Raw genomic sequence first — 21,167 nt, 5'->3', positions numbered from 1 at the left:
TGCGCCGGGTGTCGAATCTGCACCCGCGCGGGTCGGTACGCTGCCCGGGGTGGCGCGGTATTCGGTGTGCGCGCTGCGGGCATGTGCCGTGCTCGCCGTGGTGTTGTGCACTTCGTGCGCCGGACCGCCCGGTGCGGGCACCGGGTCCCACCCGACTCCCGGCACACCCTTCGGGCGCAGCGGATGCGGCCCCCCGATCACCTCCCAGGTCTTCGAGAAAGACGCTTTCGGCGGTGATTGGTCGCACGTCAATGATCGAATTGCGTTCAACGCCAAGGGAAGCGACGGCCTCTTCCACCTTTTCACGGTGCGCCCAGATGGCGGCGACCGCCGGCAGTTGGGCGTCGGCTCTGCGACATTCCCTCAACGCACAGCCGGCACACCCGTATGGAGCCCCTCCGGGCGGTTCGTCGCGTTTGTCGCGGAGAAGTCAACCCACCCGGGCAATTCGGTCGGCGCAACGCCGGGTTGGGGCAGCTACTCGGACCTGTGGATTGCCATGGCCGACGGTTCTCGCGCGTGGCAGCTCACCGATGTCCCCGCCGAGAAAGACCACGGCACGATCATCCCGGAATTCTCGCCCGATGGTCGACTGCTGGAGTGGACCGAACGCACAGCGGCCGGGAGAATGCTCAACCCAGACCGCTTCGCGGGGTTCTGGAGACGAAACTCCTGAACTCCGACAGCGTGATCGTCCGCGCTTCACTCACCTGCCGCGGCTCGTGACGATCAGAACTTGCGCCCGCATCCTCTTTGGTGAAAGATCTCACCAAACAGGTTGGTGAAGCACTTCACCAACAGTGCTAGGGGGCGACGGGGTGGAACTGGTGAGCTTTCTTGAGCGGAAGAATCCGGCCGGTGCGTGCGAAGCGCCGCCGATTCCCGGAGGGCGACGGTGACGGGCTCAGGCCGCGGTGTGACGGCAGCCGTTGCGGCACCGCGCCGCGGCGGGGCGCCACATGAACGCCGCGTGGAATACAGTGCGCGTCTTGCCGCGGTGGGCCGGTTCACCGTGCGGCACAAAGCTTTGGTGATAGGGGCGTGGATCGGCGTCGCGGCGATCCTCGCCGTCGCCTTCCCGCAGCTGGAGACCGTCGTCCGCCAGCAATCGGTACAGCTCCTGCCTAACGACGTGCCGTCGTTTCAAGCACTCGATCGCATGGCGGCGGCGTTCGGCGAACGGGGCGCCAAGACCTCGATCGTCGTCGCGATGGAAGACCCGGCGGGGCTGACCCCGTCGGCGCGGCAACGCTACAACACGCTCGTGGCCGCACTGCGCGCCGACAAAACGCACGTTCTGCTCGTACAGGATCTACTCGCTGATCCGACTACCCGAAGCCACGCCGTAAGCAACGACGGAAAAGCCTGGTTCCTGCCGATCGGAATCGCCGGCACCCTCGGCGACCCGAAGGCAGCCGAATCGGTCGATGCCGTACGCGCGCACGTAGCCACCCAGTTCGACCGATCCCCGACGCGCGCCTACGTCACGGGCCCGGCCGCGACGTTCCGCGATCAGATCGCCTCCGGCGAGCAGGAGCTGCTCATCATCTCGGCCGCGACCGCCGCCCTCATCGCGCTCATCCTGCTGCTGGTCTATCGCTCGGTGGCCACCGCCCTGCTACCGCTGCTGGTCATCGCCGCGAGCGTCGCCGTCGGCCGGGGGGTTCTGTCGGCACTGGGTGAGTTCGGCGTGCCGGTTTCGCAGTTCACGATCGCTTTCATGACCGCCGTTCTCCTGGGCGCCGGCACCGACTACAGCGTTTTCCTGATCAGCCGCTACCACGAGCAACGCCGCCGCGGAAATGCCGCAGAGCAGGCCATCATTCACGCCTGTGGCAGCATCGGACGCGTCATTTTGGCTTCCGCGGCCACAGTCGCTCTGGCGTTGGCGGCCATGATGTTCGCCCGCCTGAGCGCCTTCCAAGGGATTGGCCCCGCCTGCGCCATCGCGGTGCTGATCGGATTCCTGGCCACCATCACTTTGCTGCCGCCGCTGTTGGCGCTGGCCGCGAAACGCGGCATCGCCGAGCCCCGCGCCGACCTCTCTCGCCGGTATTGGAATCGGATTGCCGTACTGGTCGTCCGACGGCCGGTGCGGTTGCTAGCCGCAAGCCTGGCGGTACTGCTCGCCCTGGCAGTCGTCGTCGTCACCATCACGATCAGCTACGACGACCGCGAAGGCCAACCCGCCGGCACCGCCAGCAATCAGGGCTACCGGCTGCTGAATCGCCACTTCCCCAAAGACACTGTCATCAACGAATTCCTGCTCGTGCAATCGGGCATCGACATGCGCACGGCAAAAGGACTCGCCGACCTCGATTCGCTGGCGTCGAGGGTCGCCCAGCTCCCCGGAGTCACCCGCGTCTCCGGAGTCACCCGCCCCACCGGCAGCCGGCTCGATCAAGCGCAATTGTCATGGCAGAACGGACAGATCGGCGACAAGATGGCCGGCGCGGTCGCCGAGGGACAGTCTCACAGAGACGACCTCGCCAAGCTCACCACCGGAGCCGACCAACTCGCCGCAGGCCTGGGCCGGCTCGACACCACACTGCGTCGCGCGCTGACACCGCTGACGGGCCTGTTGAGGCAAGCCCAAAACGCAGGCCAAAAACTGGATGGCGGCCGCCCACTGCTGCAACAACTCAACGCCACCGCGCCCGCGCTGGATCAGGCCGTGCACGCCGGCGCGGGGCTAGGGTCCCTGGCCCAACAAGCCACCACCGCCATCGCGGCGATCGAACCCCTCATCGAAGGCCTCAACACCTCGCCCTGGTGCGCCGGCACGCCGCAATGCACGCAACTGCGCGACGAAACCCAGGTACTCGTCGCTCTGCGCAACGGCGGATTCTTCGACCAGGTCACGCGTCTCAGCGATCAGTTCGGCCAGAGCACAACGCTGGCCGGCACAGTCAGCGACATCCAAAACGCCGCCACCACCATGCAGCAAACCCTCGGCGCGACGGGCGACCCCGCCGACCTCGTCGGCAACATCCACCGCCTGCAGGACGGCGTCAGCCGACTCGCCTCGGGCGCCCAGGCGCTGGCCGCCGGCGTGCATGCCCTCGCCGACAGCAACATTCAACTGCTCAGCGGCATGAGCCAAGTCGCCGCCCAGCTGCAGAACTCCGCACGCGCCACATCGGGGTCAGACGCCTCCTCGGGCTTCTACCTCCCGCCAGCCGCCTTCGAGAATCGCCAATTCAGCGATCTGGCACGCCAATTCATTTCCTCCGACGGGCGCACCGCCCGATTCGCCATCACATCCTCATACGATCCCTACTCCGCTGACGCGATGGCCCTCAACCACACCATCGTCGACACCGCCAACGCCGCCCGACCCAACACCTCGCTAGGCGGCGCAGCCATCTCCATGGCCGGCTTCACCGCCGTCAATTCCGACCTCCAACACCTGCTGTCCGCGGACTTCACCCGCCTGGCCACCGCTACCCTGCTGATCGTCGGCGTCGTCCTGATCCTGCTGCTGCGCGCCGTGGTCGCCCCGCTCTACCTGCTGGGCACCGTCGTATTGAATTATTTTGCCGCCCTCGGCCTGGGAGTCTTGGTATTCCAGTATGGATTCGGACGCGACATCGCCTGGCCCGTGCCGCTTCTCGCGTTCATCCTGCTGATCGCAGTCGGCGCGGACTACAACATGCTGGTGATCTCCCGCCTACGCGAGGAATCCACCCAGAACATGCGCGTCGGTGTCCTGCGCACCGTCACCGGCACCGGCTCCGTCATCACCTCAGCGGGCCTGATCTTCGCGGCCAGCATGTTCGGTCTCATGGTCGGATCGCTCGACATGATGATCCAGGCCGGATTCGTCATCGGCTGCGGGCTGCTGCTGGACACCTTCGTCGTCCGTACGCTCACCGTCCCCGCGATCGCCACGCTCTTGCGCGAGAGGAGTTGGTGGCCCCAGCGATGAGAAGCTTTCGACCGCCCCGTCGCTGCGACGGTGGCAGATACGCTCTCCATATGCGGACCAGGCTGTCACCCCTTGTGTTTCGAGCGGTCTCCAAGCTCGTTCTCACGCTGGGCTCCCTGGCGACGATGTGGCTGTTGGTCAGTTATGCAGTCGCCAAGGTCGCGCAGCACAACCCACGGCTGCGACCCACGCTGCTCAAGCCGTACAACAAGATCATTCGCCCGGTCGCGGGCAGGCCGCATTCGCCGTATGCACTCCTCGAACATGTCGGACGTCGTACCGGTCGGACTTATGTGACACCCGTTGGCGCCTTTCCCTACGAAGATGGCTTCGCAATCGGGTTGTCTTATGGCGCCGACGTGGATTGGTGCCGAAACCTCATGGCGTCCGGCCGCGCGACGGTGACGTGGCACGGACGCACATTCCGGCTCGAACACCCGGAGATCATCCCGACGAGCCCGGCTGTGCTGCAGGCGATTCCACCATATTTCCGGCGGCCGGCAAGGGAGCTGAAGCAGTTCGTGTGGCTGCATCGGTCAAGCGCCTGACTATTCGTCCAGCATCGCGTCGATGAGCCGGTGCAGCACCTCCCCGGTCTCACGGCGGGCGCGTTTCGGATCGTCGGCGGTGGCGACGGCCATGGCCGCCTCGTCGAGCGCTCCGATCAGCACGTGCGCCAACGCTCGCACGGGCTGGGCCGCCAGCTGGCCCGCCTTGATGGCCTCGGTGAGCAACTGTTCGGTCATGCCCAGGCTGTAGCGCTGGGCGACGTCGCGGAAGGCGGCCCAGCCGAGCACGCTGGGCGCGTCGAGCAAGATGAGCTGGCGCACCTCCGGGTCGCCGGAGACCTCGAGCCAGGCGTCGACCGCGGCCCGGATCGCGTCCGACGGTGTCGTCGCTCCCGACCCGGCGACCAGCGTCGCCATCCGGGCCATCACGTCCTGCTCCACGGCCTCCACGACCTCGGCGAAAAGCGTTGCCTTATCGGCGAACTGGTGGTACATCGCGCCGCGGGTAACGCCCGCGGCCGTCGCGATCTCCGGCGTCCCCACCTCCGCGTAGCCGCGCAGGCCCCACAGCTTGCGGGCAGCCGAGATCAGCGCGTCGCGGGTCGCCGCGGAGCGCTCCTCCTGGGTCCGTCTCTTGATTTCCATACAACCTGTTGGTAACTTACGAACAGACAGCCTGTTTGTAAGTGTATCTCGAACGTGGGAGTCAACTATGTCGACGATCGACATTAATGCCGGGACCATTCATTACGAAGCAACCGGACCCGAGGACGGCAGGCCCGTGGTGTTCGTGCACGGGTACATGATGGGCGGCCAACTGTGGCGCCAGGTCAGCGAGCGCCTCGCGCGGCTCGGCCTGCGGTGCATCGCCCCCACCTGGCCGCTGGGTGCGCACCCGCAGCCCCTGCGTCCCGGCGCCGATCGCACGATCACCGGGATGGCCGGCATCGTCGCCGACGTGTTTGCCGCCCTTGACCTCGAGGACGTGGTGCTGGTGGCCAACGACACCGGCGGGGTCGTCGCGCAACTGGTCGCGGTGCACCGTCCCGAGCGGCTCGGCGCGCTCGTGCTCACGAGTTGCGATGCCTTCGAACACTTTCCGCCGCCGATCCTCAAGCCGGTGATCCTGGCGGCCAAGTCCAAGACGATGTTTCGCGCCGTGGCCCAGGCCATGCGCGCGCCGGCGGCGCGCAAGCGCGCGTTCGACGGCCTGGCGCATCGCAGCATCGATGCGCTCACCGAAGAATGGGTGCGCCCGGGGCTATCCGATCCCGCCATCGCCGAAGACCTGCGCCGGTTCACCCTCTCGCTGCGCACCGAGGTGACCACCGGTGTCGCCGCCCGGCTGCCCGAGATCGACAAGCCCACCCTCATCGCCTGGTCGGCCGACGACGTGTTCTTCGCGCTGGGGGACGGCGAACGGCTGGCCGCGACCATCCCGAACGCTCGCCTCGAGGTCATCGAGGGGGCGCGCACGTTCTCGATGGTGGACCAGCCGCAGCGGCTCGCCGACCTGCTGTCGTCGATTGCGGTGCGCACCTAGGGCGGACCGGCGCTTCGCGGGCGTTACGCTCGCGGACATGCAAAACGTGCTGCATGGCCGGCGGATCCTGGTGACCGGTGGAGCGACCGGCATCGGCGCGGCCGCCATAGGAGTCCTCACCGACGCGGGGGCCGAGGTCGTCGGCACCTATCACCAGACCCCGCCGCCGGACGGTGCGGCGGCCACCTGGCTGCAGTGCGACGCACGTGACGCGGATGCGGTCTCGGCGATGGTGCGGCAGGCGGTCGAGCGTCTTGGTGGGCTCGACGTCCTGGTGAACGCCGCGGGGCTGTGGCAGGCCGGCATCCCCGGCTACATCGCTGCGGACGACATTTCGTTCCTGCTCGACACCAATGTCAAGGCGACGATCCTCACCAACCAGGCCGCCTACGGCGTGATGAAAAGCCAAGACCCCAAGGGCGGCAGGATCATCAACTTCGGATCGTCCGAGGCCGTGATGGGCAGCCCGGTCGCGGCCGTCTACGCCGCGACCAAGGGTGCGGTGCAGGCGTGGACCCGATCGGCCGCCAAAGCCTGGGGCGCCGACAACGTCACCGTCAACGCTTTGGCGCCGGCGGTGCAAACGCCCGGCTCGGACCGATTCCGGGATTTCCTCGGCCCGGAGGCCGCCGCCCTCATCGACCAGCAGATGAAGATGATGATCCCGCTGGGCGGGGCGCTCGGCGATCCCGCGCGAGACTTGGGACCCATGCTGGTTTTTCTGGCCGGGGCCGGTTCGGGCTTCATCACCGGGCAGCTGCTCGCCGTCGACGGCGGCCTGATGATGGTGGGCGGCTGAGGACGGGGCGCGGGTGAGCCGCCGCTAGGATAAGACGGACCGTCTCGTCTCGCAGTGGAGGTGGACCGATCCGATGGCTGACGACACCATCCAGGCGCTGCTGCGCAAGCGCCTGTCCGACCCGGCCGTCGCCGTCAAACACGGCAACCTGCAATGGACTTGGAGTCAATACCTGGCGGAGTCGACCGCGCGCGCCGCGGCCTTCGTCGCCGCCGCCCGCCCGGGGCGACCGCTGCACGTCGGCGCCCTGCTGGGCAACACACCCGAGATGCTGGCCCAGATGGCGGCGGCCGGGCTCGGCGGCTACGTGCTGTGCGGCCTGAACACCACGCGTCGCGGCGAGGCCCTGGCCGCGGACGTCCGGCGGGCCGACTGTCAATTTCTCGTGACCGACGCCGAACATCGGCCGCTGCTGGACGGTTTGAACCTCGAGGGAACGCAGATCCTGGACACCTCGGCGCCGCACTGGGCCGAGTTCGTCGGCGGCGCGGGCGAACTGGTCCCCCACCGCGAAGTCACCGCGATGGACGCGTTCATGATGATCTTCACCTCGGGGACGAGTGGAAATCCCAAGGCTGTCCAGGTATCCCACCTGATGGCGACGTTCGCCGGTATCAACCTGGTCCAGCGCTTCGCGCTGTCCGAACAGGACACCTGCTACGTGTCCATGCCGCTGTTTCACTCCAACGCCCTCGTGGCGGGATGGGCGCCCGCGGTGGTCTCCGGCGCCGCGATCGTGCCGGCGAGGTTTTCGGCGAGCAGCTTTCTCGACGACATCCGCCGCTACGGCGCCACCTACATGAACTACGTCGGTAAGCCCCTCGCCTACATTCTGGCCACCGCCGAACGCGACGACGACGCCGACAACCCACTGCGGGTGGCGTTCGGTAATGAGGCCAACGACAAGGACATTGAGGAGTTCGCGCGCCGGTTCGGGGTTCAGGTCGAGGACGGGTTCGGCTCGACGGAGAACGCGGTCATCGTGATCCGCGAACCCGGCACGCCGAAGGGCTCGATCGGTCGGGGGGTCGAGGGGGTCGCGGTGTACAACAGCGAAACCGTCACCGAATGCGCCGTCGCGCGCTTCGATGCCAACGGGGCGCTGGTCAACGCCGACGAAGCGGTGGGCGAGTTGGTCAACACGACCGGATCGGGCTTCTTCACCGGCTACTACAACGATCCCGACGCCAACGCCGAACGGATGCGCCACGGCATGTACTGGTCCGGCGACCTCGCCTACCGGGACGCCGAGGGCTGGATCTACCTGGCCGGCCGTACCGCCGACTGGATGCGGGTCGACGGCGAGAACCTAGCGGCGGCGCCCATCGAACGAATCCTGTTGCGGCACAGCGCCATCAACCGCGCCGCGGTGTACGCCGTCCCCGACGAGCGGGTCGGTGACCAGGTGATGGCGGCGATCGTCCTCAACGACGGCGCACAGCTCGAGCCCGACGCGTTCGAAGCGTTCCTGGTTGCGCAGCCCGACCTGTCCCCGAAGGCCTGGCCGCGTTACGTCCGCATCGCGGCGGACCTGCCCAGCACCGCCACCCACAAGGTGCTCAAGCGCCACCTGATCGCCCAGGGAACGGCCGTGGGCGAGGGTGAAAACCTTTGGGAGCGCCAAGCGCGCGGCACCTCCTACCGGCGCGTCGCGGCCAGTGGCGATCGCAAGCACGGCCTAGCCGGGCGCTGCGGGTCGCCACCATCGGTCTAGGCCGGATCCCGGCGTGCTCGACGGCGGATCTGCCCCTTCGCCCGTCGCACCCGTTTGACGGGGTCCCGGCGTGTCCCGCCGGCGATCTCGTCGCGCAGCTGGGCGATGTTGGAGATCTCCGCGTACAGCCCGCGGATCGCGTAGTCGAGGACGGCGAACGAGAAACGCTGATCCGGGTCGTCGATGATGCCGAGTTCACGGGAACGCTGCCGCGACCAGAGCGCCTCGTCCAGCCGAGTCCGGGTCGCCTCGAGATGCCGGTCGAGGGTATCGATCACCCGCTCGGGGTCCTCGCCGCGGGCCAGCCAGGTCCGGAGGATGACCGGGTGCTTGATCACCACCTGTTCCTGGCCCGGAAAGTGTTGGACCCAGCGGCGCAGCGCGTCCAGGCCGGCGTCGGTGGTCTCGTACAGCGTGATCGCGCGCTTGCCCGATTGGGCTCCGATCTCGCTGACCATCCCGCGCGCCAACAGCCGATTCAGTTCGCGCCGTACGTGACTCACTGACGGCGACCAATAGAAGTGGCCCACCGACAGTTCGGCGCGCATCTTGACCTCGCCGGCGGTGAGTTGTTCGTCATTGGCCGCCAGCACGCCCAGGACCAGGTAGGCGGTCACCGGTAGGCCGTTGCTCGTGCGCGCCGGGCTCATCGCCGGCTATTTCCGGCCGGTGAAATACGGCAGGGTCACGTCGCCACCGACGGCGTGGAATTGCACCTGCACCCGCAGGCCGATGGCCAGCTCGTCCGGGGCCACCCCGACAACGTTGGTCAGCATCTGGTAGCCCTCGTCCAGCGTGATGATCGCCGGCGCGTAGGGCGGTTCGAACTCCGCCGTGACGGGGCGATGCACGACGGTCCAGCTGTATACCTCGCCGAGTCCGCCGCTGCGCTCCCAGCGTAATTGAACCGAAAGGCATTGGCGGCAGTGCTCGGTCGGCGGAAAGTTCGCCGCACCGCAGGCCGCGCAGGATTGGTAGCGCAATTCGCCGGATCGGCAGCCCTGCCAGAAGGGGAGGCTGAGCTGGCTGCCGGCGTGCGGCACGGGGCCGTTCTGGGGCCGCAGCGGTTCGGTCGTCATGGTCGTTCGTCTCCCAGGATCAGCACCGTGGTGAACAGGGCTCCCGCTCCGCCGTTGCTGCACAACGCAACGTGCGCGTCGGGCACCTGGAGGTCCCCGGCCTGACCGCGCAGCTGCTCGACTGCGCGGATGGCCCGCTGCATCATCTGCGGATTGGAGCCCGCGTGGCTGAAGGACATCGTTCCTCCGTCGGTGGTGACCGGATGGCTGCCGTCGATGGCGATGTGACCGTCGGCGACAAACGGCCCGCCCTCGCCGTCGCCGCAAAAGCCGAAAGCCTCGAGCTGGCGGATGATTTCGAAGGAGAACGGATCGTAGAGCTCCAGCACGTCCACGTCGTCGCGCCGCAGCCCGGCGTGGCTGAACGCGCGGTCGGCCGCCCGCCTGCCGACCACGCCGTTCACGTGATCGCCGCGCCGGCCGACCAGATCCCACGCCGGTGGGTGCTGATACGACGGGCCGTGGAAGTCCGCGCCGCTGCCCAGCACATAGATCGGTTGGCCGGCGACGTCCAACGTGCCGACGTTGGCCACCACCAGGGCGCACCCACCCTCGGAGGTGGTGGCGCAGTCGAGCAGGTGAAACGGGTCGGCGATGGGACGTGACGCGGTGATGTCCTGCGGCGTGAACGGTCCGCGTTGGTAGTAAACGGCTTCGGGGTTGCGCGATCCGTTGTTGCGGATGGTCGCCGCGACGACGGACAGCTGTTCGCGCGTCGTGCCGTAGACGTGCATGTGGCGCCGGGCGATGAGGGCGAACTCCGCGGCGGTGAACATCCCCCAGGGCGCCACGAATTCGTTTTCGGGCCTGGTCCACGGCGCCGTGGCCTCGTGGTCGCGGTATTCACCCGCTTGCGCGGCGACCAGGACGACGACGTCGGCCATGCCGTGTTCGATCGCGGTGGCCGCCTCGGTGATCATGCCTACCCCGAACCCGAGCCCTTGCCAGGCGGGGCCGAGGCGCAGGTCGTAGATCAGCGCCGTGGACAGCGGCCCCGCGCTGATTCCGTCGACGTCGTCGACGCGCAGGCCGGCGTCGTCGAGGGCTCCGCGAATGGCCTTGAGCGCCAGGCCTCGTGAGCTTTCGCCATCCAGCCGGCGGCCCTGCCGGGTGTTGTGCACCCCGACGATCGCCGCGGTTCGCTTCGGCGGGCTAGTTTTCATCCGCGACGACTCCCAGGTAGGTGCCCACGACGTCGTAGTGCCGTCCGTCACGCGTGATGGTCCCGATCTTGGTGGCCCGCAGCCCGACTCGCTCCGTGCCCGCCTCGACCACGTCGATTCGCACGTCGATGGGCCGGGCCGTTTGCGGGTCGGTGATCTCGACGACGAGGGCCACGGCGCGTTCGCCCTCGTCCCACTCGACACCGGTGATCCGGTGCCGGGCGGTCAGCTCCAGCACCACGGAGTCCCGGCGCACCAGGAAGCGGACCGGTGCGCACAGCTCGCCGGTGCGCGGCGGCACGCACAGCGTCACCGCCATGTCACAACCCCGCCGGCCGCGCGCTGGTGATGCCCGAGGCGCGCAATTCGAGCAGATCTTGTCGGCTGCGTCCCAGAATGCCCGTCAGCACTTCGTCGGTGTGCTGCCCATACAGCGGCGGCACACGCCGAATCCAGCGCCGGGGCTTGCCGACGAATGCGAACGGCATGCCCGTGCACAAAAACGAGCCGGAAATCGGGTGGTCGACGGTTTCCCAGAAGCCGCGGGCGAGCAGCTGGGGGTCGCTCAGCAGGTCCGCCGGCGCGGTGACGGGCGCCGCGGCCACCCCGTCGCCGCGCAGCGCTGCCACCGCCCGTGCCACCGGATGGCGCGCGGTCCAATCGGAGATCAGCTTGTCGATTTCGTCGGCGCGTTCGCGCCACGCGGCCGCGTGTGCGCCGAGCTCGGGTCGCCCGATGAGCCTCGCCAACGCCACCCGGGCGGCGTCGTCCATCGCGGCCAGCGCCACCCAGTCGTCGTCACCCCGACACGGATACACGCCCTGCGGGGTTGCGCCGGGGCCGCGGTTTCCATCACGGCGCAGCTCGATTCCGTTGCGCGAGTACTCCACCAGCATTTCGGCGGCCACGTTCAGCGCGGCCTCGACCATGGTGGATTCGACGTGCATCCCGGCCCCTCCCCGGTCGCGGATCGCCAGCGCCGCGATCGCGGCGAACGCGGCATGCAGCCCCGCTATCGGGTCGCACACCCCGCGCGGAATCACCGGCGGTCCGTCGGCATGTCCGGTCATCCACGCCATCCCGGTCGCCTGCTCCATGGTCTGGGCGAAGCCGACGCGGTCGCGCCAGGGGCCGTCGAGGCCGAATGCCGGCATGCGGACCATGATCGCGCGCGGGTTGGCCGCGGCCACGGCGTCCCAGGTCAACCCGAAATTGTCCATCACCCGCGGCGAGAAGTTCTCGATGACGAGATCGCTTGCCGCCACGAGCTCTAATGCGATCGCGCGCCCGGCGTCGGTGCTCAGCTCGACGCTGATGCCGCGCTTGTTGTTGTTGCTGCACAGGAATACCGGGCCCCACTCCCACCATTGGTCCCAGTCGGGCGGGCGGCCCGCGGAAAACCTCATGCCGTCGGGCCGGCGGACGCCCTCGAGTTTGATCACGTCGGCGCCGAGCGCACCGAGCAGCTGGGTTGCGACCGGTCCCGCCCAGAATGCCGTCAGGTCCGTTACCCGTATGTCGCACAACGGAAGCGCGCCGGCGTCCGCGCGGAGCCGGTCGGGTCGCACCGGCCAGCGGATGCGGCCGTTGTCGGCGCCGAGCCGTGGGGGCCGCCCAGGCGGAGTGGTCGTCATCGCCTCGCTGCGGTACGGCACACGCGGCTGCAGCACCCCGAGCTCCGATTCGACGAAGACCCCGCGCTGCACGAAGTGGTCGACGGTGGGCAGTGTGGCCGGGGTGGCGATCGGCGCCACCGGGATGCGGAACGCCACCGCGAGGTCGACGATCTCCTCGGTGGTGCGGGACTGGGTCCACCGGGTGACCATGCCGAGGAACTCGTCGCGGCGCTCGACGCGGCCGGCGAACGAGGCCAGTTCGGCGTCGTCCACCAGGTCGGCGCGATCGATCATGACCAGAAAGTCCTGGAACTGCTGCGCGGTGATCGTGCAGAACCCGACCATGCCGTCGGCGGTGGGAACGATCGACGGCAGTTCCAGGCTGCGTTGGTACAGCAGGGAATCCGCGCCCAGCACGCTGGCCGACATGGTCGACAGCCCGCCCATCGCGATGACCATCGCCTCGTACGTCGAGACGTCGACGACCTCGCCGCCCCCGCCCCGGGCGGCGTGGCGCGCGGAGGCGGCGGCGACCGCCGCGGCGAAGGTGCCCGCCAGCCACTCACCCAGCCGCCCGCCGGCCTGCACCGGCTCGTCACCGGGCCAGCCCCGGCCGGCGATCGAGCCGCACAACGCCTGCAGGATGAACTCGTTGGCCACCACCTGGTCGTCGACGTAGGGTCCCGTCATGCCGAACGGCGTCACGGCCACGACCACGGCCGACGGGCCGGTGTGGGCCGTGACGTCGTCGAGGGTCCGGCCGTCGGTCAGGTCGGTGAGCACGATGTCGGCGCCGGCCAGCAGCGTCGTGGTCTCCGCGTCGTCGTTCACCGACTTCTTGCCCGCGGCCAGGTAGCCGAACAGCGCCCCACTGGGGCCGTCGGGACAAGCTGACCACCGGCGCAGCGAATCGCCCTGGCGCGACTCGATTTTCACGACCTCGGCGCCCGCATCGGCGAACATCTTCCCGCAGTAGGACACCGCGATGCCGTTGGACAGTTCCAGCACCCGCCAGTCGGCGAACGGTGCCCGGGCGGCCACGCTCAGTTGCCCAGGGTGGTGGCGCGCCCCGCGATACCCGAAGCCTCTGCAGTCAGCTGTGCCTGCAGCGCGAACTGCGTCATGCGCGTCCACGCGTCGCGGTCACGCTGTCCGGCCCGGCGGCCGACATGGGTGACCACGTCGACGTCGGTGGCCTGTGCGCGGAGGTAGCCGGCGCGGGCGTGGTCCTTAGGTATATGCCGGAACGGGTCGAAGGAGTATGCGGCCATGGCGTTTTCGTGGGTGATCTTGTTGATGACCGCGTCGTCGAGATGGCCCATGGTGTCCATGACGTCCTCCGGAGCGAACGGCCAATTGCTGTCGGAATGCGGGAAGTCGGACTCCCAGCACAGCATGTCCTCGTTGAACCAGTCCATGTTGCGCACCCCGACCTTGTCGCTGATGAAGCAGGTGTAGAAGTGGCGCTTGAACACGTCGGTCGGTCCGCGGTAGCCCGGCGGGAACTCCGCGAGAGTCCAGCCCGAGTGCCTTTTGTAGACGTGCTCGGCGCGCCACAGGAAGTATGGAATCCAGCCGACGTCGCCCTCGGTGAGGGAAAACTTCAGTTGCGGGAAGTCGGCCCAGAATTCGGCCCAGATCAGCTCGGTGAAGGTGAACATGCTCATCATCGACGACGCCGTCATCTGCACACTGGGCGGCGCGTCGCTCGACACCTGCGGGGATCGCGACGCGGAGCCGACGTGAGTGCACAGCACCGTCTTGTTCTCGCAGACGGCCTCGAACAACGGGTACCAGTACTTGGTGTGAATGCTGGGCATCTGCAACGCTTCCGGATTCTCCGAGAACGTCACCGCGTGGCAGCCCTTGCCGGCCAGGCGCTTCACTTCCTTCGCCGCTTCAGCCACGTCGAACAGCGGCAGGATGCCGCACGGGATAAACCGGCCCGGGTGGGCCGCGCACCACTCGTCGACGTGCCAGTCGTTGTAGGCCTTGATCATCACCAGGTTGGCCTCGCGGTCGGGGCCCTGGTTGAGCACCTGGCCCGAGAAGCCGGTGAAGTTCGGGAAGTTCAGGCCCGCCAGCTGCCCGCCCGCGTTCATGTCACGGACCCGCTCGTCGACGTTGAAGCAGCCCGGCCGCATCTCGTCGTAGCGCGAGGCGTCGATGTTGTACATCTCGCGGGGTTTTCCGGCGACGGCATTCAGGCCCATGTTGCGTCCGCGAACCTCGCCGTAGTACCACTGCTGGACGCCATCGGGTTCGATGACCACCCGGGGCGCGCGTTCGCGGTACTTGGCGGGCACATGCGCGTCGAACATGTCGGCGGGCTCGGCGATGTGGTCGTCCACGCTGATCAGGATCAGGTCGTCCTTGTGCATGCCGCACTCCCTCGCGTGCCGATATAGTGACTAGTAGACAATGGCTTCCGTCACAGTGTCAACGCCGGCCCGTCGCCAAATCGCCGCAGGCAAGGGCCGGAAAGACAGAAATCAGGCCGACCCGGCAGGCCACGGGCCCGCAGCGATTGCGGACTAATAGTCCGTCACGGTCCCGGGCTAGCCCAGATGCCGTGCCATGGTCTATGCATATGACCATGACCGAGAATGAGGCGTTTCACGCCGCGCCGAAGGCGCACGCCGCGTGGCACTTCTTCCAGCAGATGCTGGCCGACGTCACCAAGATCGTGACCGAGGACGCCGAATCGGAACGGGAACTTCTCGAAGGGCTGCGCGTCATCGCCCGCGTCTCGTCGTTGTGCTCGCAATTGTCCGTCGAGGCCGACCCCGACCGGCCATCGTTCTTCGACATGTGTTCCCCGACAAGGATGATCGGCGGGCCTAACCCCGACGGCAACTACTACCTGGCGATGATCCGCGGTGATCGGCGCTACCGGATCACCGGCACCCGCGGCACGAGCGCCTACCTCGGCTTTCAGATCCTCGCGGGCGCCGGCCTGACCCCGCGCCGGATGGCCAACTACGTCAGCGACACCGACTTGGTCCTGAATGACGGCGAATTCACGCTGGTCCTCTCGGCGGAGGAACCCGCCGATCTTGCCGGCGCTCAGTGGGTGAAGATTCCCGACGACGCGTCGTCGGTCGTCGTGCGGGAATACATCGGCCAGCCCGCCTCCGAGACGTTGGCCACGCTACGCATCGACGCCCTCGACCCCGACCCCGTGGCCCCGCTGACTGACGGTGAACTCGCCGACCAGTTCACCGCGATGGCGTGGACGCTGATGAAACTCGTGACGATGCACCGCACCATCAAGCCCGAGCTCCTGGACAACCCCAACACGCTGCTGACCGCCGAGGCGGCCGATCTGGGCGCCGCCGACACCACCCCGGACAACCTGTACATGATGGGGACCTTCCGGCTCGATCCCGGCGAGGCGCTCGTGCTCGACATCGCGCCACCCGACACCCGCTACTGGAACGTCACGCTGGAAAGCCTCTGGCACGAGTGCCTGGAGCCGCGCCGCCGGCACAGCTCGGTCACCAATCGTGCCGTGCAACCCGACGCGGACCGGCGGGTGCGGATCGCAATCTCCGCCGAGGACTACGGCTTTGGCCATTGGCTGGACACCGGTGGCCGGCACCGCGGGTTCGTGGTCCTGCGCTGGCTGGACAACCCCAGCCCGCCCGACGTCTCCGTGTCGGTCCGCGAAGGGACGCACCGGCCATGACGCCGACCGAGCGGTTCGCCCCGGAACGTCTCATCGCCACCGCCTGCGAAGAGGCCGAAAGCGACGACTTCGGCGCGGACGGATGGCAACCCGGGTTGCAGCGCCTCACCGACGGGCTGGTCGACGAAGCCCGGCTCTCGCCCATCGGAGTGGAGATCGCATACCTCGACATCATGCGGGCACTCAAGAACCGGCTGGGTGTAATCGACTGGCGCAACAAGCATCCCGAAATCGCCGGTGAGCCGATCACCGCGCCGATCTTCATCGTCGGCCAGCCCCGCACCGGCACCACGATCCTCTATGACCTGCTCGCCCAGGACCCCGACCTGCGTGCGCCGCTGACGTGGGAGGTGGACGCGCCCTGCCCGGTCCCGCGGCCGGAGACCTATCACACCGATCCGCGCATCGCTCAGACGCAGGCCGGCATCGAACTCTCCGAGCAGATCATCCCCGGCTTGTTGGCGTTCCACCCGATGGGCGCTCTCGTCGGGCAGGAGTGCGTCCGCATCACGGCCGGCGAGTTCACCAGCATGATCTTCTCGGTGCAGTACCGCCTGCCGAGCTACTACCGCTGGCTGCTCTACGAGGCGGACCACGCGGGCGCCTACCGCTTTCACCGAATCTTCCTGCAGCACCTGCAGTCCGGCGTTCCCGGGCAGTGGCTGCTGAAGTCGCCGGCGCACCTGTGGCACCTCGATGCCCTGCTCGCCGAGTATCCCGACGCGTTGGTGGTGCAGACGCACCGCGATCCGCTCAACGTCATCTCTTCCATCGCCGCGCTCACCGACCACCTCCGGCGGATGGCCAGCGACGAATCGAACATCGCCGAGTGCGCCGCGCAGTCCTACGAGGAGATCGTCGTCGGGCTCGAGCGTGAAATGGCGCTGCGCGACGCCGCCGCCATCCCACCCGGACGCGTGATCGACGTGTTGTTCGCCGATTTCATGAACGACCCCTGGACGACGATCAACGACATCTACCGGAGGCTCGGCCGGGAACTGCGGCCCGAAGCCGCGCAGCGGATGCGTGACTTCCTCGCCACCCACCCCGGCGACGGCGGGGCCGGCCGCTACACGTGGGCAGACACCGGCCTGGACGCCGCCGAGGTCCGCTCGAAGGTCAGCGCCTACCAGGACCGCTACGGGGTGCCGACCGAGCGGCTGCGCTGACGTCCCGGCGCCGAGATCGACGCGAGCGCGAAGAAGTTCGAGAGGACGTGTCGGTAACGTCGATCTCGACGCGTCAATCCGCCGGTTCGTAGCGCAGCATGGTGACCTCATGCTCGGGGTAGTCGCAGAACACCGGCCGCACCCGCATCCCCACCCTCAGATCACCCGGATCGACGTTGACCATCTCGGTGGAAAACCTTGGCCCCTCGTCCCATTCGACGATCGCCAGCAGCTGCGGAACGGCATCGGCGAAGTGCGGGCCGACGGGCCGGCGGGCTACGGTGAACGAATATAGCGTTCCCATGCCGGATATCTCGCGCCATTCCAGGTCGTCCGCCAGCGTGCGCGGGGCGCGCACGCGCGGATAGAACACATAGCTCTGCGCCGACGGCGAGTACTGGATGACGATGCGGTGCTGTGCCAGCGCATCCCAAAACGGCACGGTGGTCGGCGTTTTGACGGGCATGGGCCGCTCGAAGTGCATCGTCAGTCCCCCTGCAGGATGAGCGTCGTCTGCTCGGACAGGATGCCGCCGTTGCCGGACACGAAGGCCCGATTGCAATCGGCGACCTGGGCGGCGCCCGCGCGCCCCATGATCTGGCGGGTGGCGTCGCACACGTGATGCATCCCACCCGCCAATCCCGCCTGGCCGAAGCCCAGTTGGCCGCCGGCGGTGTTCAGCGGGAAGTCACCGCGGAATGTCAGGTCGTGGTCGGCGACGAACTCCATGCCGGTGCCCTTCTCGCAGAACCCGGCGTCCTCGAGCGACAGCAGCACGGTGATCGTGTAGCAGTCATAGATCGACACCATGTCCATGTCGTCACGGCCCAATCCGGTCATGGCGAAGGCGGTGTCGGCCGCCGCCGCGATCGGGGTCCGCAGCAGGTCCTCGGCGTAGGTCGGGGTCTTGAACGGCACGTGCTCGCCAAATCCCTTGATCCACACCGGTCGGTGGCGCGCCCGCTTGGCGATGTCGGCGTTCGCGACGACGACGGCGGCGCCCCCGACGCAGGGCATCACGATCTCCAGCATGTGCAGGGGGTCGGCGATGACCGGGCTGGCGAGGACGTCCTCGATGGTGAGCGGCGTGTCCTTCCAGATCGCGCCTTCGGTGTGGTTGGCGTTGACGCGCTGGTCGACGACGATCTTGGCCATCGCCCGCTCGTCGTAGCCGTAGACCGCCGCGTAGCGCGTGGCCACCTGCCCATAGGGGCCGTTCTGCCCGAGGTTGCCGTACGGGATCTCGAATTCCGCCTGCGGAGAGCCGTATTGGTTGCTCGACGAGCCGAAGAACATCGCGTCCACGAGTCGGCGGGGTTTCTTCTTCGATGACGGCGTGATGTACCTGGCGGGCAGCGCGCACAGGACCGCGTCGCAAATCCCGAGTTCGATCACCGCGGCCGCCCGCCAGACCATCGCGGCGGCGCTGGCTCCCCCGAGGTCGACCAGCTCGGCGAATCTGGCTCCGATGCCGAGGTATTCGGCGATCGTCGAGGGCACGAAGATCTCCGACTCGGCCAGGTGCGACGCCGCGATGCCGTTCACGACGTCGCCCGGCAGTCCGGCGTCCTCGAGCGCGGCCGCGGCGAGTTCGGCCCATTGTTCGATGACGAATGGTGCGGGCGACGCCTTGGCCAGCCGCTCGGGCGGCAGCTCGACGTAGCCGACGATCGCGGCTTCACCTCGTAATCCCATGGGGCATCCTACTTTCGGGGCAGCCCGAGAATCATGTGGGCGATGATGTTCAGCTGGATCTCCCTGGTTCCGCCGCCGAGCAGCTCGGCGGGCAGGTGCAGGTACGGCTCCACAATCGCCGGGTCGGTGTCGGCGACCATCGCCGTCCGCCCGGTCAGCTCCAGCGTGGCCTTGAACGTGCGTCGCAGCAGCACGTTCATCGCCACTTTGGCGATGCTCGACGCCGGCCCCGACGCCTGGCCGTCGAGCAACCGGATCGTCTCCCGCACCCCGAGCGCCTTGATCGCGTTGGTGTAGGCGTCCAGTTCGCCGAGGGCGCGCTGCGCATCGTCGCCGTCCGGCCCGGGTTCCGCGGCGAGCCGGCGCAGCGCGACCGCCCGGTCGTAGTGGACGTATCCGCTGATGGCCGAACGCTCTTCGGCCATGGTGGCGATCGCGAGGCTCCACCCGTCGGTCGGAGCGCCCAGAAGCATGTCGTCGGGCACGAAAACGTCGTTGAGGAAGACCTCGTTGAAATGCGCCTCGCCGGTGGCGGTCTTGATCGGCTGGATCTCGATGCCCTCGGATCGCATGTCGACGATGAAGTAGCCGATGCCGCGGTGCTTGCCGGCGTCGGGGTCGGTGCGCGCCAGCAGCGCCCCGAAGTCCGCCCGGTGCGCGGCCGACGTCCAGATCTTGTGTCCCTTGATGTTCCAGCCGCCGTCGACCTTTGTTGCGCGGGTGGTCAGGGAGGCCAGGTCGGAGCCGGCGCCGGGCTCGCTGAACAGCTGGCACCAGGCGATCTCGCCGCGTTGCGTCGGTGGAATCAGCCGCTCCTGCAGGTCTTTTGGTGCGGCGCGCAGCACCGAGGGCAGGATCCACTCGGCGATGCCCAGCGACGGACGGACCAGTGCGGGTCGCTTGTCGAACTCCTCGTCGATGATGAGCTGCTGCAGTGGGTCCGCGTCGAGTCCCCACGGCGTAGGCCAGTGCGGCGCGATCAGTCCCGCCTCGGCGATCAACGTGCGTTGCTGCCCGGCCTCGAAGTTTTCGTAGTCGCCCTGCCGTCCGGGTCGGTCGTTGCGGAGCGTCAGCGCCTTATCCAGGGTGTCGGCCACCTTTGCCCGGAACTCCGATTCGGCCTCGCCGAGGTCGACGGACATGTCGCGTTGCTGGGTGCACGTCAGTTGTCCCAGGCGCCGCGCCCACCGGGTCGCCGGGCCCATCGACGCGGCGAGGCTGGTGGCGCGCCTCCAGTAGAGGTGCACGTCGTGCTCCCAGGTGAAACCGACGGCGCCGAACATCGTCAGCGCGTCGAGCACCAGGTCCGGCACCGGCGAGACCGCGATCACCGCCGCCGCGGCCGCCGCCAATTGGAGCTGGTCGAGCGATTCGTCGACGGCGCGCACGGCATCCCAAGCGGCCGCTGTGGCCAGCTCGCTGTTGATCAACAGCGTCGCCGCGTTGTGCTGCAGCGCCTGGAAGGTGCCGATCACCTTCCCGAACTGCTCGCGGATGCGCAGGTGCGCGGTGACCGCTTCGACGCACCACTGCGCGATTCCGGCCATCATGCTGGCCACCAGCCCCACGGCGACGCACTGTGCGCGGTCGGCGTCGATGCCGGTCAGCGCGGCGGGCTCGAGGCCGCGATAGTCGTTCAGCCGCAAGATCCCGACGTCGCAGACCAGGTCGGTACCGTGTATCGATTCGACCGTCGCCGTGGGCTTTTGGGTATCGACCACAATCCAGGCGAGGTCGCCGTCGTCGGTCCGGGCGCCGACCAGGATCACCTGCGCCGAACACACGCCCGCGGTGACATCCGACTGGCCGCTGACCAGCCATCCGTCGCCGTCGGCGCGTGCCCGGAAGTCGCCGCCGTCGGGAAGGACGACCGCCGCGGGTAGGCCGGATGCGAGATCACGCAGCAGTGATTCGGCGCTCGGTGACGGATCGGCCAGCAGCGCAACGGCTCCCGTCGTCACCGTCGGCAGCAGCGGGCCGGGCAGCAACGTCCTGCCCGCCGACTCGAGTACGCATGCCGCGTCGATCAGCCGCCCGCCCTGGCCGCCGAGCCGCTCCGGCAGATGTACCGCGTGAAAGCCATTGGCGGCCAAGGTTTCCCACCACGCCGGGAGTTGCCCCGCCGCCAAGGCATCGAAACTGTCGCGGGTCTCGGCGATCGGGGCGTGCCGAGTGGCGAACTGGACGACGGCGTCGCCGAGGGCCTGCTGCTCCGGGCTCAGCCCCAGCGTCATAGCGGCGACCCCGTCCGGCTGAGACGACAC

The 21,167-nt window shown here is 68.2% G+C and carries 18 protein-coding genes; 8 read left to right on the top strand and 10 right to left on the bottom strand.

All coding sequences use genetic code 11. The features are described from left to right. Positions 1 to 49 precede the first annotated feature (49 nt). The 3 genes from VMD50_RS13515 (at position 50) to VMD50_RS13505 (ending at position 4,476) form a co-directional block, all read left to right on the top strand. Positions 50 to 676 (top strand): TolB family protein, encoded by a 627-nt coding sequence (locus tag VMD50_RS13515; protein ID WP_325428247.1) that lies wholly within the window; start codon positions 50 to 52, stop codon positions 674 to 676. A 240-nt stretch (positions 677 to 916) separates the two neighbouring features. Then, entirely contained in the window at positions 917 to 3,928 is a 3,012-nt protein-coding gene (locus VMD50_RS13510; protein ID WP_414686061.1) for an MMPL family transporter, read from the top strand. 125 nt (positions 3,929 to 4,053) lie between these two features. Beyond that, positions 4,054 to 4,476, top strand: a complete 423-nt coding sequence (locus VMD50_RS13505) for a nitroreductase family deazaflavin-dependent oxidoreductase (RefSeq protein WP_325428245.1) — start codon at positions 4,054 to 4,056, stop codon at positions 4,474 to 4,476. Here the strand turns inward: VMD50_RS13505 and VMD50_RS13500 are convergent, their stop codons facing one another. Further along, positions 4,477 to 5,082, bottom strand: a complete 606-nt coding sequence (locus VMD50_RS13500; protein ID WP_325428244.1) for a TetR/AcrR family transcriptional regulator — start codon at positions 5,080 to 5,082, stop codon at positions 4,477 to 4,479. A 67-nt stretch (positions 5,083 to 5,149) separates the two neighbouring features. On the opposite strand from VMD50_RS13500, the gene VMD50_RS13495 reads away from it, so the two are divergent. The 3 genes from VMD50_RS13495 (at position 5,150) to fadD1 (ending at position 8,493) form a co-directional block, all read left to right on the top strand. Continuing rightward, entirely contained in the window at positions 5,150 to 5,980 is an 831-nt protein-coding gene (locus VMD50_RS13495; protein WP_325428243.1) for an alpha/beta fold hydrolase, read from the top strand. Positions 5,981 to 6,017: 37 nt separating this feature from the next. Beyond that, the gene (locus VMD50_RS13490; RefSeq protein ID WP_325428242.1) at positions 6,018 to 6,779 is read left to right on the top strand and encodes an SDR family NAD(P)-dependent oxidoreductase; all 762 of its coding nucleotides are present in this window, start codon (positions 6,018 to 6,020) and stop codon (positions 6,777 to 6,779) included. Positions 6,780 to 6,852: 73 nt separating this feature from the next. Next, the gene (gene fadD1 / locus VMD50_RS13485) at positions 6,853 to 8,493 is read left to right on the top strand and encodes a fatty-acid--CoA ligase FadD1 (RefSeq protein WP_325428241.1); all 1,641 of its coding nucleotides are present in this window, start codon (positions 6,853 to 6,855) and stop codon (positions 8,491 to 8,493) included. Here the strand turns inward: fadD1 and VMD50_RS13480 are convergent. The 6 genes from VMD50_RS13480 to VMD50_RS13455 are packed head-to-tail and all read right to left on the bottom strand — an operon-like array spanning position 8,490 to position 14,732. Then, positions 8,490 to 9,143, bottom strand: a complete 654-nt coding sequence (locus tag VMD50_RS13480) for a PadR family transcriptional regulator (RefSeq protein ID WP_325428240.1) — start codon at positions 9,141 to 9,143, stop codon at positions 8,490 to 8,492. The two genes, fadD1 and VMD50_RS13480, sit on opposite strands and share 4 nt — an antisense overlap. 6 nt (positions 9,144 to 9,149) lie before the next feature. Beyond that, positions 9,150 to 9,572 carry a Zn-ribbon domain-containing OB-fold protein gene (locus tag VMD50_RS13475; RefSeq protein WP_325428239.1) on the bottom strand — a complete coding sequence of 141 codons (423 nt, stop codon included), beginning with the start codon at positions 9,570 to 9,572 and terminating at the stop codon, positions 9,150 to 9,152. Beyond that, complete coding sequence (locus tag VMD50_RS13470) at positions 9,569 to 10,735, bottom strand: thiolase family protein (RefSeq protein ID WP_325428238.1); 1,167 nt, start codon at positions 10,733 to 10,735, stop codon at positions 9,569 to 9,571. Before VMD50_RS13470 ends, VMD50_RS13475 begins: the two co-directional genes overlap by 4 nt. Then, entirely contained in the window at positions 10,725 to 11,054 is a 330-nt protein-coding gene (locus tag VMD50_RS13465; RefSeq protein WP_325428237.1) for a hypothetical protein, read from the bottom strand. Before VMD50_RS13465 ends, VMD50_RS13470 begins: the two co-directional genes overlap by 11 nt. Position 11,055: 1 nt before the next feature. Then, positions 11,056 to 13,392: a CaiB/BaiF CoA-transferase family protein gene (locus VMD50_RS13460; protein WP_325428236.1), complete on the bottom strand. Its 2,337-nt coding sequence runs from the start codon at positions 13,390 to 13,392 to the stop codon at positions 11,056 to 11,058. A gap of 2 nt (positions 13,393 to 13,394) precedes the next feature. After that, positions 13,395 to 14,732 carry an amidohydrolase family protein gene (locus tag VMD50_RS13455; protein WP_325428235.1) on the bottom strand — a complete coding sequence of 446 codons (1,338 nt, stop codon included), beginning with the start codon at positions 14,730 to 14,732 and terminating at the stop codon, positions 13,395 to 13,397. Between the two features lie 215 nt (positions 14,733 to 14,947). On the opposite strand from VMD50_RS13455, the gene VMD50_RS13450 reads away from it, so the two are divergent. Together VMD50_RS13450 and VMD50_RS13445 are read left to right on the top strand one after the other, a co-directional pair. Continuing rightward, positions 14,948 to 16,039 carry a DUF1214 domain-containing protein gene (locus tag VMD50_RS13450; RefSeq protein ID WP_325428234.1) on the top strand — a complete coding sequence of 364 codons (1,092 nt, stop codon included), beginning with the start codon at positions 14,948 to 14,950 and terminating at the stop codon, positions 16,037 to 16,039. Next, positions 16,036 to 17,208, top strand: coding sequence for a sulfotransferase family protein (locus VMD50_RS13445; protein WP_325428233.1), 1,173 nt, complete (start codon positions 16,036 to 16,038; stop codon positions 17,206 to 17,208). Before VMD50_RS13450 ends, VMD50_RS13445 begins: the two co-directional genes overlap by 4 nt. A 73-nt stretch (positions 17,209 to 17,281) precedes the next feature. Here the strand turns inward: VMD50_RS13445 and VMD50_RS13440 are convergent, their stop codons facing one another. The 3 genes from VMD50_RS13440 to VMD50_RS13430 are packed head-to-tail and all read right to left on the bottom strand — an operon-like array spanning position 17,282 to position 21,137. After that, positions 17,282 to 17,692, bottom strand: a complete 411-nt coding sequence (locus VMD50_RS13440) for a Zn-ribbon domain-containing OB-fold protein (RefSeq protein WP_325428232.1) — start codon at positions 17,690 to 17,692, stop codon at positions 17,282 to 17,284. A 2-nt stretch (positions 17,693 to 17,694) separates the two neighbouring features. Next, positions 17,695 to 18,903, bottom strand: coding sequence for a thiolase family protein (locus VMD50_RS13435; RefSeq protein WP_325428231.1), 1,209 nt, complete (start codon positions 18,901 to 18,903; stop codon positions 17,695 to 17,697). An 8-nt stretch (positions 18,904 to 18,911) separates the two neighbouring features. Further along, positions 18,912 to 21,137: an acyl-CoA dehydrogenase family protein gene (locus VMD50_RS13430; protein ID WP_325428230.1), complete on the bottom strand. Its 2,226-nt coding sequence runs from the start codon at positions 21,135 to 21,137 to the stop codon at positions 18,912 to 18,914. Between the last annotated feature and the right edge of the window lie 30 nt (positions 21,138 to 21,167).

Source organism: Mycobacterium sp. (assembly GCF_035506235.1).
Lineage (GTDB): Bacteria > Actinomycetota > Actinomycetes > Mycobacteriales > Mycobacteriaceae > Mycobacterium.
This window is presented reverse-complemented; position numbering and strand designations above follow the sequence as displayed.

Bases quoted from the DNA above. Each gene is read 5' to 3' on its own strand.
- VMD50_RS13505 (WP_325428245.1), top strand. From the start codon at position 4,054: ATGTGGCTGTTGGTCAGTTATGCAGTCGCCAAGGTCGCGCAGCACAAC.
- VMD50_RS13500 (WP_325428244.1), bottom strand. From the start codon at position 5,082: ATGGAAATCAAGAGACGGACCCAGGAGGAGCGCTCCGCGGCGACCCGC.
- VMD50_RS13495 (WP_325428243.1), top strand. From the start codon at position 5,150: ATGTCGACGATCGACATTAATGCCGGGACCATTCATTACGAAGCAACC.
- VMD50_RS13490 (WP_325428242.1), top strand. From the start codon at position 6,018: ATGCAAAACGTGCTGCATGGCCGGCGGATCCTGGTGACCGGTGGAGCG.
- fadD1 (WP_325428241.1), top strand. From the start codon at position 6,853: ATGGCTGACGACACCATCCAGGCGCTGCTGCGCAAGCGCCTGTCCGAC.
- VMD50_RS13480 (WP_325428240.1), bottom strand. From the start codon at position 9,143: ATGAGCCCGGCGCGCACGAGCAACGGCCTACCGGTGACCGCCTACCTG.
- VMD50_RS13475 (WP_325428239.1), bottom strand. From the start codon at position 9,572: ATGACGACCGAACCGCTGCGGCCCCAGAACGGCCCCGTGCCGCACGCC.
- VMD50_RS13470 (WP_325428238.1), bottom strand. From the start codon at position 10,735: ATGAAAACTAGCCCGCCGAAGCGAACCGCGGCGATCGTCGGGGTGCAC.
- VMD50_RS13465 (WP_325428237.1), bottom strand. From the start codon at position 11,054: ATGGCGGTGACGCTGTGCGTGCCGCCGCGCACCGGCGAGCTGTGCGCA.
- VMD50_RS13455 (WP_325428235.1), bottom strand. From the start codon at position 14,732: ATGCACAAGGACGACCTGATCCTGATCAGCGTGGACGACCACATCGCC.
- VMD50_RS13450 (WP_325428234.1), top strand. From the start codon at position 14,948: ATGACCGAGAATGAGGCGTTTCACGCCGCGCCGAAGGCGCACGCCGCG.
- VMD50_RS13445 (WP_325428233.1), top strand. From the start codon at position 16,036: ATGACGCCGACCGAGCGGTTCGCCCCGGAACGTCTCATCGCCACCGCC.
- VMD50_RS13440 (WP_325428232.1), bottom strand. From the start codon at position 17,692: ATGCACTTCGAGCGGCCCATGCCCGTCAAAACGCCGACCACCGTGCCG.
- VMD50_RS13435 (WP_325428231.1), bottom strand. From the start codon at position 18,903: ATGGGATTACGAGGTGAAGCCGCGATCGTCGGCTACGTCGAGCTGCCG.
- VMD50_RS13430 (WP_325428230.1), bottom strand. From the start codon at position 21,137: ATGACGCTGGGGCTGAGCCCGGAGCAGCAGGCCCTCGGCGACGCCGTC.